Origin of the sequence: Kineococcus deserti (genome assembly GCF_050871945.1) — a bacterium.
Classification (GTDB): Bacteria; Actinomycetota; Actinomycetes; order Actinomycetales; family Kineococcaceae; genus Kineococcus.
In genome coordinates this window covers 1-15578 of sequence record NZ_JBJLSI010000057.1, presented here as the reverse complement: position 1 = coordinate 15578, position 15578 = coordinate 1, and the positions used below count along the sequence as shown (strand labels likewise).

Below are 15578 nucleotides of genomic sequence, written 5' to 3'. Positions count from 1 at the left end.
CGAAGCGCGGCCACCCGCCCCCCCCCCCCCCCCCCCCCCCCCCCCCCCCCCCCCCCCCCCCCCCCCCCCCCCCCCCCCCCCCCCCCCCCCCCCCCCCCCCCCCCCCCCCCCCCGGCGCTGGGGCAGCAGACCGGCAGCACGGTTCCCGTCGAGGACCTCGTACCGCTGCCGGCCGGCGATCCGCGCGGTGCGGGTCTGGCCGCCGCCGCCCTGCCGCTGGCCCTGGCCGGCCTGCTGCCGGCCGTCGCGATGCGCCGCCTGCTGCCCACCCGGCCGTGGACGGCCGCGGCGACCACGGCACTGGCCGCAGCCGCGATCGGGGGCGCGGTCGCGGCGTTGCTGCACTGGCCCTTCGGGTCCGTCGAGGCCCACGGGTGGGCGGTGGCCGCGGTCCTGGCCCTCGGATCGGCGGCCGTCGGCCTGGCCCTGCTGGGACTCGGGCACCTGGGCGGGAACGTGGGGCTGGGGCTCGGGGCTGCGCTGGTGGTCCTGCTGGGAGTCCCGCTGTCGGGCCTGGCCACCGCGCCCGAACTGCTGCCCGTGGGCTGGGGCGCGTTCGGTCAGTACCTGCCGCCGGGAGCGACGGGGCAGCTGCTGCGGTCCACCGCCTACTTCGAGGGCGCCGCCGTGTCCGGACCGCTGACCGTCCTGGGCTGCTGGACCGCGGCCGGTCTGCTGCTCCTCGCGCTGGGCGCTGCGCGCCGGACGTGAGGCAGGCTGGGGCCGTGGAACGCCTCACCGCACTCGTCACCGGCCGCGTCCAGGGCGTCGGCTTCCGGTGGTGGACCCAGCGCCAGGCCGAGGACCTCGGCCTGGCCGGCACCGCCGAGAACACCTCCGACGGGCACGTCGAGGTGGTCGCCGAGGGGGAGCGGGAGGCGCTGCGGCAGCTGCTCTCCCGCCTGCGCGCCGACCCCTCGCAGCACGAACGCCCCGGGCGGGTCACCCGGGTCACCGACCACTGGGGACCCGCCGAGGGCGTCGAGGGGTTCCGAACGCTCTAGTCCTCGACCGCGGCGGCGGCGGCGCGGCGGCGTGAGGCGGGGCGGGCGACGGTGAAGAGCACCACCGCGGCCAGACCCGAGCAGCCCAGCATCATCGTCACCATCGGGACCGCCGAGTGCTCCCCGGCCAGGCCGACGACCGGGGAGACCAGCGCGCCGACCGTGAACTGCAGGGCGCCCTGCAACGCCGAGCCCATCCCGGAGGCGAACCGCACCTCGTCGGCCGCGAGCGCCGTGGCGTTGCCGAAGACGAGGCCGACGCTGAAGACGTTGAACCACAGCAGGACCAGGACGGCGGGGGTCCAGGCGTCGAAGGCGAGCACGGTCGTGAACAGTCCCGCCGCGCACGTCACCTGGATGAGGACCCCGGCGGTGAGGATCTGCGCCGGGCCGTACCGGCGCAGCATCCGGGTCGTGACGGCGCCGCCCACGGCGATGCCCACGGCGTTCAGGGCGAACACGAGCGAGTAGGTCCCCGCCGACAGGCCCACGACGTTCTGCAGGACGAACGGGGAGGCCGAGACGTAGGAGAAGACCGTTCCGAAGACCAGGACGAGCGTCCCGACGTACCCGACGTACCCGCGGCGGGACAGCACCCGGCGGGCGGTCGAGGCGACCTCGCGCACCCCGCCGGCGTGGCGTCGCTCCCGGGGCAGGGTCTCCGGCACGAGGAAGTAGGCGGCGACGACCATCACCAGGGCCGCCAGCGCGGTGACGCCGAAGATGCCGCGCCAGCCGCCGTGCCCGGCCACCAGCCCACCGAGCAGGGGGGCGACGACGGGAGCCACGCCACCGATGACGCCGAGGGTGGAGAAGGCGCGCGCGGCGGCCCGTCCGGTCGCCAGGTCGGCCACGACGGCGCGGCCGATGACGACGCCGGCGGCCCCCGCGACGCCCTGGACCAGGCGGGCCACGATCAGGACGCCGATCGAGGGGGTCAGGGTGCACACCACGCCGGCCAGGAACGTCACGGCCGTGCCCAGGAGCAGCAGGCGCCGGCGGCCGAGGCGGTCGGAGAGCGGACCCAGGACGAGCTGACCGGCGGCCATGCCGAGCATGAACGTCGTCAGGGTCAGCTGGACCCGGGAGGCCGACGTCGACAGGTCGGTGGCCAGGTCGGGGAAGGTCGGCAGGTACATGTCGACCGCGAACGGGCCGATGGCGCACAGCAGCGCGAGCGTCACCAGCAGCTTGATCGACACCTCACCCGATCCGTCCACCGGGGCGGTCGCAGTGGTCAGCGCGGCCTGCTCGGTGCGCGGCTGGGGCAGCAGCCCCTTGCGGGAGCGCGCGCGTGCGGAGCGGACGAGTCGGGTACGGCCGGTGGAGCGGGTCGGCACGGGGATCCTTCCAGCGGGCGGGACGTTCCACCGTTGTACAACCCTCCGGCGCCACCCACCGAGCGCTTTGCGTGTCGTGGTTTCGCATATTCCGCTTCGTGATGACCCGCTGCGCCGGGCGGCTCGCCTTCCCGGATCCGGGCTCCCGCCTCGTTAGGCTCTCGACCCGTGCACCTGAAGACCCTCACCCTCAAGGGGTTCAAGTCGTTCGCCTCCGCGACGACGCTGCGGCTCGAACCGGGGATCACGTGCGTGGTCGGGCCCAACGGTTCCGGCAAGTCGAACGTCCTGGACGCCCTGACGTGGGTGATGGGGGAGAGCAGCGCCAAGAGCCTGCGCGGCGGGAAGATGGAGGACGTCATCTTCGCCGGCACCACCGGCCCGGAGGGACGTTCCCAGCTCGGCCGCGCCGAGGTCAGCCTGACGATCGACAACACCGACGGCGCCCTGCCCATCGAGTACGCCGAGGTGACGATCACCCGGACGATGTTCCGCACCGGTGGTTCGGAGTACGCCATCAACGGGCAGACCTGCCGGTTGCTGGACGTGCAGGAACTGCTCTCCGACTCCGGCATCGGCCGTGAGATGCACGTCGTCGTCGGACAGGGGCAGATCGACGCGGTGCTGCACGCCTCGCCCGAGGAGCGCCGCGCGTTCATCGAGGAAGCTGCCGGCGTCCTGAAGCACCGGCGGCGCAAGGAGAAGGCGCTGCGCAAGCTCGACGCGATGGAGGCCAACCTCACCCGCGTCGCCGACCTGGTCAGCGAGATCCGCCGCCAGCTCAAGCCGCTGGGCCGGCAGGCCGAGGCCGCCCGCCGGGCCCAGGTCGTGCAGGCCGACCTGCGCGACGCGCGGCTGCGGCTGCTGGCCGACGACCTGGTGCAGGCCAGCAGTTCGCTGCAGCGCGACGAGGCCGACGAGGCCGCGCTGAAGAAGCGCCAGGCCCAGGTCGAGGCCGACCTGATCGAGGCCGCCACCCGCCTGCAGACCGCCGAGCAGGCCGCCGCGGCGGCCGCACCCGACCTGGCCCGCGCCGTGGAGACCCACCACCGGCTGAACGCGCTGGCCGAACGGCTGCGCGGTGTGCAGGCCCTGGCCGCCGAACGGCTGCGGCTGCTGGCCGGCGAACCCGAGGAGCAGACCGGCCGACGCGACCCCGAGGAGCTGACCGCGCTCGCCGACCGCGTCCGCGCCGAGGAGGCCGACCTCGCCGAGCAGGTCGCCAGGCACCGCGCCGCCCTCGACGAGGTGCTCGCCGCCCGCGCCGAGGCCGACCAGGCCGCCCGCGCCGAGGACCAGCGCGTCGCCGCCGCGCTGCGCGCCGCCGCCGACCGCCGCGAGGGACTGGCCCGGCTCGGCGGGCAGGTCGCCGCCCGCACCAGCCGCGTCGAGGCCGCCGAGGCCGAACTGGAACGCCTCTCCGGCGCCCTGGCCGACGCCGAGGCCCGTCGTGAGCAGGCGCAGACGGAGTTCGCCGCGCTGGAGACCCAGGTCGCCGGCGTGGAGGAGGGCGAGGAGGGCCTCGACGCCGAGCACGAGGCCGCCGCCGAGGCGCTCGAGGCCGCCGAGGCCGCCCACGAGAGCGCGCGCGCCGAGCTGCAGGCCGCCGAACGCGACCGCGCCGCCTGGGCCGCCCGCAAGGAGGCCCTGGAGATCGGGCTGGCCCGCAAGGACGGCACCGGGGCGCTGCTGGCCGCGGGGTCGGCGCTGTCCGGGGTCCTGGGCTCGGTCGCGGCGCTGCTCAGCGTGCAGGCCGGGTACGAGCAGGCCGTCGCCGCCGCGCTGGGGTCGGCCGCCGACGCGGTGGCCGTGGCCACCCCGGCCGACGCCGCCCGCGCCATCGACCACCTGAAGTCCGAGGACGCCGGCCGCGCCGGGATGCTGCTCGCCTCCACGGGGCCGATGACCCGGCCTCCGGCGGCCCCCGAGGGCTCCCTGGCCGCGTTGGCGCTCGTCACGGCGCCCGACGAACTGCGCCCGGCCCTGGCCCGTCTGCTCGGCGACGTCGTCGTCGTCGACGACCTGGCTGCTGCGCGACGCATCGCCGAATCGCGGCCCGACCTCGTCGCCGTCACCCGGGACGGCGACGTGCTCGGCGCGCACGTCGCCGCCGGTGGATCGTCCTCGGCGCCGAGCCTGCTGCAGGTGCAGGCCGCCGTCGACGAGGCCACCGACGCCCTGTCGGCCGCCGAGCACCGCGCGCAGCGGGCCCAGTTCACCCTCCAGCAGGCCCAGACCGCTCGCGCCGAGGCCGCCGAACGCGTCGAGGCGGCCCTGGACCGGCTGCACGACTCCGACGCGCGGATGAACGCCGTGGCCGAGCAGCTCGGGCAGCTGGGCGCGGCCGTCCGGTCCGCTGCGGCCGAGGCCGACCGAGTGCGGACGACGCGCGAGCAGGTCGGTGAGCGCCTGCAGGCCGACCGCGCCGAACTGGCCGAGCTGACCGAGCGGTTCGAGGCCGCCTCCGCCGCGCCCGCCGACGACGGCGACGTGTCCACCGACGAACGCGACCGGCTCGCCGAGGTCGCCCGCGGGTTCGGGCGCAGCGAGACCGAGGCCCGGCTGACCCTGCGCACCGCCGAGGAACGCGCCCGGGCCCTGGCCGGCCGCGCCGACTCCCTGCAACGGCAGGCGGCCGAGGAACTCGCCGCCCGTGAACGTGCCGCCGCCCGCCGCGCCCAGCGCGCCGAGCAGTCCCGCGTGGCCACGCGCGTGCACGACGGAGCCGCCACGGCGCTCGCGGTCTGGGAGTCCTCGGCCGCGCAGGCCGCCCGGTTGCGGGAGGCCGCCGAGGCCGCGCGGGCCAGGTTCGAGGAGGAGGTCACCGGCGCCCGGCGCACGGTGGAGTCCCTGAAGACCGAACAGCAACGCCTGGGGGACACCCGGCACGCCGACGAGGTCGCCCGCGCCCAGCAACGCTGGCGGATCGACCAGTTGCGGCAGCGGTCGCTGGAGGAACTGGGCACCGACCCCGACGTCCTGGTCGCCGAGTTCGGCCCCGACCAGCTCGTCCCGCCGTCGCCGCCGGCCCCCGGGGACCCCGAACCCGACACCCCGCCCGAACCGAGGCCCTACGTGCGCAGCGAGCAGGACAAGCGCCGTCGCTCGGCCGAGCGCGCGCTGTCCCAGCTGGGCCAGGTCAACCCGCTGGCGCTGGAGGAGTACGCGGCGATGGAGGAACGCCACCAGTTCCTCGTCACCCAGTCCGACGACCTCAAGAACTCCCGCAAGGACCTGCTGGACATCGTCAAGGAGGTCGACGAGCGCGTCGAGCGGGTGTTCTCCGAGGCGTTCGCCGAGGTCGCCCAGCAGTACGAGGAGGTGTTCCCGCGGCTGTTCCCCGGCGGTGAGGGCCGCCTCGTCCTGACCGATCCGGCGAACATGCTGACGACGGGCATCGAGGTCGAGGCGCGCCCGGCGGGCAAGAAGGTCAAGCGCCTGTCGCTGCTGTCCGGCGGAGAACGCTCGCTGGCCGCGGTCGCCATGCTGGTCTCGATCTTCCGCGCACGCCCCAGCCCTTTCTACGTCCTCGACGAGGTGGAGGCCGCGCTCGACGACTCGAACCTGTCGCGGCTCATCACGCTGTTCGAGGAACTGCGCGCCAACAGCCAGCTGATCATCATCACGCACCAGAAGCGCACGATGCAGATCGCCGACGCCCTCTACGGCGTGACGATGCGCGGCGACGGGGTCAGCACCGTGGTCAGCCAGCGGTTGCGGGACGCCCAGCCGGCCTGACGGTGACGCTGCGGTGAGCGTTCGGTCACGGCGTGGCAACGACGCCGTGTGTTGAGTGGTGAGCGCGTGACGCGCGGGGCAGAGTGGATCGCGTGGTGACGACCTTGCTGGTGACGTTCGCGCTCGTGGTGGGCCTGGCCCTCGCCGTGCTCCTGTCGGTCGCTGCGCCGCCCATGCGCCGTCGGGGCAGCCGGCTCATCGCCCGCCTCGACGCCTGGGCCGGCCGCGTCGTGCCCGTCGTGCGGCACCACCGCGAGCGCGCCGCCCGGCAGATCGCCGACCGCCTGGAGGCCCAGCGCCGCAGCGCCGGCGACGAGCGCCGCACCGCCCGCGCGCGCTGACCGGCTCGCTCCGCTGACCACCCCACTCCGCTGACGGGTGGGCCGCGGCGGGTCTGGGAGGATCGGGGCTCGTGGAAACCCTCGAGATCGTCATCGGCCTCGTCGTCGTCATCGCCCTCGCGGGCGTGGGCGCCGTCGTGGGCCTCGTCCGGCCGCGCCGGCGCCGCCGCACGCTCCCGCCCCGCCCGGGACGGCAGTCCGGTCTGTCCTCCGGTGAGGAGCACCTGCCGGGGGTCGGCGACGACGCCGAGGTCCCGCGCGACAGCGCCACGCGCACGGTGCAGGACGTCGCGCTCCCCGAAGGCCCCACCCTCGAGAAGCCCGCCCCGGTCCTGGGCCGGCTCGTCCGGCTGCGCGAGCGCCTCGCCCGCTCCAACTCCGCCCTGGGTCAGGGACTGCTGGCCCTGCTCTCGCGCGACACCCTCGACGAGGCCACGTGGGAGGAGGTCGAGGAGACCCTGCTGCTGGCCGACATCGGCTTCGGCCCGACGACCGAGATCGTCGACGCGCTGCGCGAGCGGGTGAAGGTCCTGGGCACCCGCGACCCCGAGCACCTGCGGGATCTGCTCAAGGAGGAACTGCTCAAGGCCGTCGGCCCCGACGTCGACCGCGCCCTGAGGACCGACCGGCACGACGGCCGGCCCGCGGTGATCATGGTCGTCGGTGTCAACGGGACCGGGAAGACGACGACGGTGGGCAAGCTCGCCCGCGTCCTGGTCGCCGACGACAAGGACGTCGTGCTCGGCGCCGCCGACACCTTCCGCGCCGCCGCCGCCGAGCAGCTGGCCACCTGGGGCGACCGGGTCGGCGTGCCGACCGTGCGTTCCGAGCGCGACGGCGCCGATCCGGCCGCGGTCGCCTTCGACGCCGTCAAGCAGGGCATCGAGGCCGAGGTCGACGTGGTGATCGTCGACACCGCCGGCCGGTTGCAGAACAAGGTCGGGCTGATGGACGAGCTGGGCAAGGTCAAGCGCGTCGTCGAGCGGCACGGCCCGGTCGACGAGGTGCTGCTCGTCCTGGACGCCACCACGGGCCAGAACGGCCTGCGCCAGGCCGCCGTGTTCTCCGAGGTCGTCGACGTCACCGGGATCGTGCTGACCAAGCTGGACGGCACGGCCAAGGGCGGGATCGTCGTGGCCGTGCAGCGTTCGCTCGGGGTGCCGGTCAAGCTGGTCGGCCTGGGCGAGGGGGCCGACGACCTCGCGCCGTTCGAGCCCGAGGCGTTCGTGGACGCGCTGCTGTCCTGAGCCAGGGAGGGACGCAGGGCGGTGACGCCGTGGTCACGGTGGGGCGACGACGGTGATCTTCCAGCCGCGTGTTACGTGAAGTTCACACGAGGGGCGCCCCCGTCACGAACACGAAACACGCGGCGCGACGGCCTGTAACGCGCGGACGCCACGGTTGACCCGCTCCCCGCCGCCCAGCACGCGGCGTCCCGCCCCTCGCCGGCCCCGCCGGCCTCGTGGAAGGCCCTGTTGCCCATGGATACCGGTGACACCGCTTGGGTCCTGACCTCGGCAGCCCTCGTGCTGCTGATGACCCCCGGTCTCGCACTCTTCTACGGCGGCATGGTCCGCGCGAAGAGCGTCCTGAACATGATGATGATGAGCTTCGGCGCCATGGCCCTGATCGGGGTGCTGTGGGTGCTGTACGGCTTCTCCATGGCGTTCGGGAACGACGTCGGGGGCGGGTTGCTCGGTGACCCGTTCGAGTACTTCGGCCTCACCGGCCTGCTGGGCGAGGACCACCTCGTCGGCACCCTGCCCGCCATGGCCTTCGTGGCCTTCCAGTCGGTCTTCGCGATCATCGCCGTGGCCCTGATCTCCGGCGCCATCGCCGACCGCGCCAAGTTCGGTGCGTGGATGGTCTTCGCCGGCGTCTGGGCGACCGTCGTCTACTTCCCCGTCGCCCACTGGGTGTTCTCCTTCGACGAGGTCGTCTCCGAGGTCGGCGGCTGGATCGCCGGCGCCGGTGCGATCGACTTCGCCGGGGGCACCGCGATCCACATCAACGCCGGTGCCGCGGGCCTGGCGCTGGCCCTGGTCCTGGGCAAGCGCCGCGGCTTCGGCCGCGAGCCGATGCGCCCGCACAACCTGCCCCTGGTCATGCTCGGCGCCGGTCTGCTGTGGTTCGGCTGGTTCGGGTTCAACGCCGGGTCGGCCACGGCCGCCAACGGCACCGCCGCCGTCGCCTGGGTCAACACCCTGGCCGCCACCTCCGCCGCCATCCTGGGCTGGCTGCTCACCGAGAAGATCCGCGACGGGCACGCCACCTCCCTGGGCGGTGCCTCGGGCGCCGTCGCCGGTCTGGTCGCCATCACCCCGGCCTGCTCCTCGCTGAACCCCGTCACCTCGATCGTCGTCGGTGTGATCGCCGGCGTGCTGTGCGCCCTGGCCGTCGGCCTGAAGTACAAGCTGGGCTACGACGACTCCCTCGACGTCGTCGGCGTCCACCTCGTCGGCGGGCTCTGGGGCACCCTGGCCATCGGCTTGTTCGCCACCGCCGACGCCCCGGCCGGCGTGGACGGCCTCTTCTACGGCGGCGGCGCGGGCCAGCTGTGGATCCAGCTCTACTCCGCGGTCGCGGTCATGGTCTTCTCCTTCGTCGCGACCTGGATCATCGGCACCGTCATCCAGAAGACGATGGGCTTCCGCATCGACGCCGAGGACGAGGTGGCCGGCATCGACCAGGTCGTCCACGCCGAGTCCGGCTACGACTGGGGCACCCTCACCGGAGGCGGCGGCCGCGTCGCCGGCTCCCCGGCCCGCCCGACCGACGCCCGTCACTCGTCCGGAACCACGGAGGTGTCCGCATGAAGCTCATCACCGCCATCGTCAAACCGCACAAGCTCGACGACGTCAAGGCCGCGCTGGAGGCCTACGGCATCCAGGGCCTGACGATCTCGGAGGCCTCCGGCTACGGCCGGCAGCGCGGTCACACCGAGGTCTACCGGGGCGCGGAGTACACCGTGGACCTGGTGCCCAAGGTCCGCATCGAGGTCCTCGTGGACGACGTGGACGCCCACGACGTCGTCGAGGTGGTCGTCAAGAGCGCCCAGACCGGGCGCATCGGGGACGGCAAGGTCTGGTCCCAGCCGGTCGACGACGTCGTCCGGGTGCGCACGGGCGAGCACGGCCCCGACGCGCTCTGAGGCCGACGAGACCGACAAGACCGACAAGACGAGGAGAGCAGCACTGGTGAACGCTCCCGTGGCAGGTCGGCGCTGAGCGCCGACCTGCGCACCGAGCGACTCGCACTGGCGGTGCGGGCCGGACGACCCGGCCCGCACCGCCGCGCCGAGCTGGTCCAGCTCGTGGAGTCCCGGTTGCGCGACGTGTGGGACCGGGCCGCCGAGCCGCTCGGTCCCGAACCCCTCGGCGAGGGGTCCGGAGTGGCGCTGGCCTGCGTCGGCTCCCTGGCCCGACGCGACTGCGGACCGGCCAGCGACGTCGACCTGGTGCTGCTGCACGACGGCCGCCGCCTGGGCCACGACGACGTCGCGGCCCTGGCCGAGCGCATCTGGTACCCGCTGTGGGACCAGGGCCTGCGGCTGGACCACTCCGTGCGCACCGCCAAGGAGTGCCGCGAGGTCGCCGCCTCCGACCTCGCCGCGGCCACCGGACTGCTCGACCTGCGCGTGCTCGCCGGCGACGGCGGGCTCGTCGCCCGCACCCGCGGGCACCTGCTCGACGACTGGCGCAGCGGCGCCCGGCGGCGCCTTCCCCAGGTCCTCGACGCCCTCGCCGAACGCTCGGCCCGCTTCGGCGAGCTGGCCTACCTGCTCGAACCCGACCTCAAGGAGGCCCGCGGCGGGCTGCGCGACGCGATCACCCTGCGCGCGCTGGCCGCCAGCTGGCTCACCGACCGCCCGCACGGCGCGGTCGACGAGGCCCACACCGTCCTGCTCGACGTGCGTGACGGCCTGCAGACCTCCTCGGGCCGCCCCGGCGACCGGCTGGTCCTGCCCGAGCAGGACGCCACCGCCGTCGTCTGCGGGTACGCCGACGCCGACCTGATGCTCGCCGCGATCGCCCAGGCCGCGCGCACCATCTCCGCGGCCGTCGACCTCACCACCCGACGCGCCCGCCAGTCGATGCCGACCCGCCGCTTCCGCGCCCAGGGCAGGCGACCCCGGCTGCGCTCGCTGGGTCACGGCCTCGTCGAGCACGACGGCGAGGTGGTCCTGGGCGCCGGGGTGAGCCCGGCCGAGGACCCCGTCCTGCCGCTGCGGGCCGCCGCGACGGCCGTGCGCGCCGGGCTGCCGCTGTCGCCGGTGACCCTGGAGCACCTGGTCGCCACCTGCCCGCCGCTGCCGGAGCCCTGGCCGGCCTCGGCCCGCGAGGCCCTGCTGGAACTGCTGGCGGCCGGGCCCGCGCAGGTGCCGGTGTGGGAGTCCCTCGACCTCGTGGGCCTGGTCGAGCGGTGGATCCCGGAGTGGACGGCGATCCGCAACCGCCCCCAGCGCAACGCCGTCCACCGCTGGACCGTGGACCGGCACCTCATCGAGACGGCGGTGAACGCGTCCCCGTTCCTGCGCGAGGTGGAACGTCCCGACCTGCTGCTGCTGGCCGCCCTGACCCACGACCTCGGCAAGCTGCCCGGCGCGCACGACCACTCGCGCACCGGGGCACCGCTGGCCCGCGCCGTGGCCGCGCGCGTCGGACTCGAGCCCGACGACGTGGAGGTGGTGCGGCGGCTGGTCGCCGAGCACCTCACCCTCGTGGACCTGGCCACCCGCCGCGACCCCGACGACCCGCAGACCGTCGCCGCGCTCGTCGCGGCCGTCGACGGCCGGCAGGAGACCCTGCGGCTGCTGCGCGCCCTGACCGAGGCCGACGCCCGCGCCGCCGGGCCCGCGGCCTGGTCGCCGTGGCGGGCCCGCCTCGTCGACGACCTCGTCGGGCGCGCCACCAAGTCGCTGGCGGGGGAGGAGGCGCCCGGCCCGGCGCCGTTCGACGCCTCCGAGCAGGCCCTGGCCCGGGCCGTCGCCGCCGACGGGCAGACCCGCGTCGGCGTGCGCGAGGTCGACGGGTTCTTCGTCGTCACCGTCGTCACCCCGGACCGGACGGGGCTGTTCGCCGACCTGGCCGGGTTGCTGGCCGGTCACCGGTTCCTGGTGCGCTCGGCGCTGGTCCGCACCCTCGACGGGGTGGCCGTGGACTCGTGGTGGGTGGAGGCACCCGCGGGGGACGCCCCGTCGGCGGACCTGCTGCGGCAGAGCCTGGACCGCATCGTCGGCGGGGACGTCGCACTGCTGGACCGGCTCGCGGCCCGCGACGCGCAGACCCCCCGTCCCGCGGGGGGCCACCGCTCCCTGGTCGCCCACCCGCGCGTCGTGATCCTGCCCGGCGCCAGCGACCGCGCCACCGTCCTGGAGGTCCGCGCCGCCGACCGGCCCGGTCTGCTGCACGCCCTGGGCCGCGCGCTGGCCGTCGAGGGCATCGACATCCGCTCCGCGCACGTGGCCACCTACGCGGCGCAGGCCGTCGACGTGCTCTACCTCGCCGAGCCGTCGGGGGAGCGGTTGAGCCCGCCACGGGTGGCGATGGCGATCCAGGCGCTGTCGGACGCGGCGGAGCCCGGCTAGACGCGGGAACCGCTGCGGTGCGCGGTTAGTCTGTACTCCGTGTTCGCCACGCTCTCCGACCGTCTCACCGCCACGTTCAAGTCGCTGCGCGGCAAGGGGCGGCTGTCCGAGGCCGACGTCGACGCGACCGTGCGGGAGATCCGCCGGGCGCTGCTCGACGCCGACGTCGCGCTGCCCGTCGTGCGGGACTTCACCACCCGCATCCGCGAGCGCGCGACCGGCGCGGAGGTCATCGGGCACCTCAACCCGGCCCAGCAGGTCGTCAAGATCGTCAACGAGGAGCTCGTCGGCATCCTCGGCGGCGAGACCCGCCGGCTGCGGTTCGCCAAGACCGCGCCGACGGTCATCATGCTCGCCGGTCTGCAGGGCGCCGGGAAGACGACGCTGGCCGGCAAGCTCGGCCGCTGGCTGAAGAGCAACGGCAACCGGCCGCTGCTGGTGGCCTGCGACCTGCAGCGCCCCAACGCCGTCAACCAGCTGCAGATCACCGGTGAGCGCGCCGGCGTCGACGTCTTCGCGCCCGAACCGGGCAACGGGGTGGGCGACCCGGTCTCGGTCGCCGAGCGCGGCATCGAGCACGCCAGGCGCAACCACTACGACGTCGTCGTGGTCGACACCGCCGGCCGCACCGGTGTGGACGCCGAGATGATGCAGCAGGCCATCGACATCCGGCAGGCCGTGCAGCCGGACGAGGTGCTGTTCGTCCTCGACGCGATGATCGGCCAGGACGCCGTGGCCACCGCCGAGGCGTTCCGCGACGGCGTCGGGTTCGACGGGGTCGTGCTGACCAAGCTCGACGGTGACGCGCGCGGTGGTGCGGCGCTGTCGGTGCGGCACGTGACCGGCCAGCCGGTGATGTTCGCCTCCACCGGCGAGAAGCTCGACGACTTCGAGCCCTTCCACCCCGACCGGATGGCCTCGCGCATCCTGGACATGGGCGACGTCCTGTCGCTCATCGAGCAGGCCGAGAGGGCCTTCGACGCCGAGCAGGCGCAGGCCATGGCGGCCAAGTTCGCCGCCGACGAGGACTTCACCCTCGACGACTTCCTGCAGCAGCTGCAGGCGGTCCGGAACATGGGCTCGCTGAAGAAGATGCTCGGCATGCTGCCGGGCATGGCGCAGATGCGTCAGCAGCTCGACGCCTTCGACGAGCGCGAGTTCGACCGGATCGAGGCGATGGTCCGCTCGATGACCCCCCTGGAGCGCCGTCAGCCGCGCATCATGAACGGCTCGCGCCGCGCCCGCGTCGCCGCCGGCTGCGGGCAGAGCGTCTCCTCGGTCAACGACATGCTCGAGCGGTTCGGGCAGGCGCAGAAGATGATGCGCTCGCTCAAGAACGGCCTCGGCGGTGGCGGTCTGCCGGGCATCCCGGGCATGCCCGGCGTCGGGGGCGGGGCGTCGAAGAAGCAGAAGGCCCGCCAGGCCGCGGCCAAGAGCAAGAAGGGCAAGAGCGGCAACCCCGCCAAGCGCGCCCAGGAGCAGCAGGCCGCCGCCGAACGCGCCGCCTCGCAGCCGGGGTCGGCGTTCGGGCTGCCCGACCCGTCGAAGGGCTTCGACCCCGGCGACCTGAACCTGCCCAAGGGCTTCGACAAGTACCTCGGCGGCAAGTGACGATCCTCCACCTGTCCGGGCCGCTCCTCGTCGGCCCGGACCAGGTGGCCGGGCAGGCCTGGATCGTCGGCGGACGGCTGACGTTCACGAAGCCCGCCGGCGCGGCCACCACGCTGGCCGGGTGGGTGCTGCCGGGCCTGGTCGACGCCCACTGCCACGTCGGCATCGGACCGCACGGGCGCGTCGAGGACGACGTCTCCGAAGCCCAGGCCCTGACCGACCGGAACGCCGGGGCCCTGCTGCTGCGCGACGCCGGATCGGCCTCGCAGACGCGCTGGATCGACGAGCGCGAGGACCTGCCGCGCATCGTGCGCGCCGGCCGGCACCTGGCCCGCACCCGGCGCTACCTGCGCGGACTGGCCCACGAGATCGAACCCGAGGACCTCGTCGAGCACGTCCGCGTCCAGGCGCGGCGCGGCGACGGCTGGGTCAAGCTCGTGGGTGACTGGATCGACCGCTCCACCGGTGACCTCGCGCCCTGCTGGCCGGCCGACGTCCTGGCCGCCGGGGTGGCGGCGGCCCACGAGCTCGGGGCGCGGGTGACCGTGCACCAGTTCGGTGCCCAGGGCGTGGAGGACCTCCTGGCGGCAGGTGTCGACGGGATCGAGCACGGGACGGGACTGCCGGCCGAGGTGCTGCCGCGGCTGGCCGCGGCGGGGGTCGCGGTCGTCCCCACGCTGGTCAACATCGCGACCTTCCCGGGGATCGCCGACCGCGGGGAGCCGAAGTTCCCGACGTACGCGGCGCACATGCGCGCCTTGCACGCGCGCCGGTACGAGAACGTCGCCGCGCTGCACGAGGCCGGGGTGCCGGTGTTCGCCGGGACCGACGCCGGCAGCGTCCTGCCGCACGGGCTGGTCGTCGACGAGCTGTCCGAACTCGTCGCGGCCGGGTTGTCGCGGACGGCGGCGCTGGACGCGGGGACGTGGGCGGCGCGGCGGTGGCTGGGGCACCCCGGGCTGGAGGAGGGGGCCAGCGCCGACCTGCTGGTGCTCGACGGGGACCCGCGCGCCGACCTCGGGGTGCTGCGCCGGCCGCGTGTCGTGCTGCGCGGTCGCGTCGTGGCCGGGGCCTGACCTCTGGCATGATGGTCGGGCACTCGTGCGTCCAGGGACCCTCTCACCCGGGACGCGCGCGTCCATGAGCACCACCATCCGGCGTCCCCACACCGGGCGGTGTCCGCTCGACCATTCCAGAACCGGGAGACACCCCACACCGTGGCTGTCAAGATTCGCCTCAAGCGCATGGGCCAGATCCGCGCGCCGTTCTACCGCATCGTCGTCGCCGACTCGCGCAGCAAGCGCGACGGCCGGGCGATCGAAGAGGTCGGCCTGTACAACCCGATGACCGACCCCTCGACCATCGAGGTCAAGTCCGAGCGCGTGCAGTACTGGCTCGGTGTCGGCGCGCAGCCGACCGAGCAGGTCGCCGCGCTGCTGAAGGTCACGGGTGACTGGCAGAAGTTCAAGGGCCTGCCGGGCGCCGAGGGCACCTACCGGGTCCCGGCCGCCAACACCAAGCCCCCGCGCATCCCCGCCGGCGGCGTCGCCAAGACCCCCGAGGCCCCCGCCGCCGAGGCGGAGACCCCGGCGCAGGAGTCCTGACCTCGTGCTCGCCGACGCCCTCGAGCACCTCGTGCGCGGCATCGTCGGGCACCCCGACGACGTGAAGGTGACGTCGAAGACGTCGCGTCGCGGTGCGCTGCTCGAGGTGCGCGTGAACCCGGAGGACCTGGGCCGGGTCATCGGCCGGGCCGGGCGCACGGCCAAGGCGCTGCGCACCGTCGTCGGTGCGCTCGCCGGCGGCAAGCAGGTCCGCGTCGACCTCGTCGACGTCGACCGGCGCTGAGCACCAGCAGTTCCCGGGAGCGGGGGGGGGGGGGGGGGGGGGGGGGGGGGGGGGGGCGGGGGGGGGGGGGGGGGGGGGCGGGGGGGGGGGGGGGGGGGGGGGGGGGGGG

13 protein-coding genes are annotated in these 15578 nt (G+C 74.8%); 12 read left to right on the top strand and 1 reads right to left on the bottom strand.

From position 1 onward, the window contains the following. Nucleotides 1-249 precede the first annotated feature (249 nt). The gene (locus ACRYR2_RS24385; protein ID WP_432565559.1) at nt 250-711 is read left to right on the top strand and encodes a hypothetical protein; all 462 of its coding nucleotides are present in this window, start codon (nt 250-252) and stop codon (nt 709-711) included. A gap of 14 nt (nt 712-725) precedes the next feature. After that, nucleotides 726-1004, top strand: a complete 279-nt coding sequence (locus ACRYR2_RS24380) for an acylphosphatase (protein ID WP_432565557.1) — start codon at nt 726-728, stop codon at nt 1002-1004. On the opposite strand, the gene ACRYR2_RS24375 is transcribed toward ACRYR2_RS24380, so the two are convergent. After that, a complete protein-coding gene (locus ACRYR2_RS24375; protein WP_432565555.1) occupies nt 1001-2344 on the bottom strand; it encodes a multidrug effflux MFS transporter in 1344 nt (447 codons plus the stop codon). The genes ACRYR2_RS24380 and ACRYR2_RS24375 overlap by 4 nt on opposite strands. A gap of 168 nt (nt 2345-2512) precedes the next feature. On the opposite strand from ACRYR2_RS24375, the gene smc reads away from it, so the two are divergent. The 10 genes from smc to ACRYR2_RS24325 all read left to right on the top strand — a co-directional run bounded on the left by smc (nt 2513) and on the right by ACRYR2_RS24325 (nt 15469). Continuing rightward, nucleotides 2513-6082, top strand: a complete 3570-nt coding sequence (gene smc, locus ACRYR2_RS24370; protein WP_432565553.1) for a chromosome segregation protein SMC — start codon at nt 2513-2515, stop codon at nt 6080-6082. Nucleotides 6083-6177: 95 nt separating this feature from the next. Then, nucleotides 6178-6423 carry a hypothetical protein gene (locus ACRYR2_RS24365; RefSeq protein WP_432565551.1) on the top strand — a complete coding sequence of 82 codons (246 nt, stop codon included), beginning with the start codon at nt 6178-6180 and terminating at the stop codon, nt 6421-6423. A 71-nt stretch (nt 6424-6494) separates the two neighbouring features. Then, nucleotides 6495-7670, top strand: a complete 1176-nt coding sequence (gene ftsY / locus ACRYR2_RS24360) for a signal recognition particle-docking protein FtsY (RefSeq protein ID WP_432565549.1) — start codon at nt 6495-6497, stop codon at nt 7668-7670. Nucleotides 7671-7904: 234 nt separating this feature from the next. Then, nucleotides 7905-9239, top strand: coding sequence for an ammonium transporter (locus ACRYR2_RS24355; protein ID WP_432565547.1), 1335 nt, complete (start codon nt 7905-7907; stop codon nt 9237-9239). Beyond that, nucleotides 9236-9574, top strand: coding sequence for a P-II family nitrogen regulator (locus ACRYR2_RS24350; protein WP_432565545.1), 339 nt, complete (start codon nt 9236-9238; stop codon nt 9572-9574). Before ACRYR2_RS24355 ends, ACRYR2_RS24350 begins: the two co-directional genes overlap by 4 nt. Nucleotides 9575-9646: 72 nt before the next feature. Next, nucleotides 9647-12010 (top strand): [protein-PII] uridylyltransferase, encoded by a 2364-nt coding sequence (locus ACRYR2_RS24345; RefSeq protein ID WP_432565563.1) that lies wholly within the window; start codon nt 9647-9649, stop codon nt 12008-12010. A gap of 39 nt (nt 12011-12049) precedes the next feature. After that, nucleotides 12050-13621 (top strand): signal recognition particle protein, encoded by a 1572-nt coding sequence (gene ffh, locus ACRYR2_RS24340; RefSeq protein ID WP_432565543.1) that lies wholly within the window; start codon nt 12050-12052, stop codon nt 13619-13621. A 2-nt stretch (nt 13622-13623) separates the two neighbouring features. Continuing rightward, on the top strand, nt 13624-14697 hold the full coding sequence (locus ACRYR2_RS24335) for an amidohydrolase family protein (protein ID WP_432565561.1): 1074 nt from the start codon (nt 13624-13626) through the stop codon (nt 14695-14697). A gap of 141 nt (nt 14698-14838) precedes the next feature. Beyond that, nucleotides 14839-15225: a 30S ribosomal protein S16 gene (gene rpsP, locus ACRYR2_RS24330; protein ID WP_432565541.1), complete on the top strand. Its 387-nt coding sequence runs from the start codon at nt 14839-14841 to the stop codon at nt 15223-15225. A gap of 4 nt (nt 15226-15229) precedes the next feature. Continuing rightward, a complete protein-coding gene (locus ACRYR2_RS24325) occupies nt 15230-15469 on the top strand; it encodes an RNA-binding protein (protein ID WP_432565539.1) in 240 nt (79 codons plus the stop codon). Nucleotides 15470-15578 lie beyond the last annotated feature (109 nt).

Coding starts and splice junctions, on each gene's coding strand:
- ACRYR2_RS24350 (WP_432565545.1), top strand. CDS start 9,236: ATGAAGCTCATCACCGCCATCGTCAAACCGCACAAGCTCGACGACGTC.
- ACRYR2_RS24385 (WP_432565559.1), top strand. CDS start 250: ATGCGCCGCCTGCTGCCCACCCGGCCGTGGACGGCCGCGGCGACCACG.
- ACRYR2_RS24355 (WP_432565547.1), top strand. CDS start 7,905: ATGGATACCGGTGACACCGCTTGGGTCCTGACCTCGGCAGCCCTCGTG.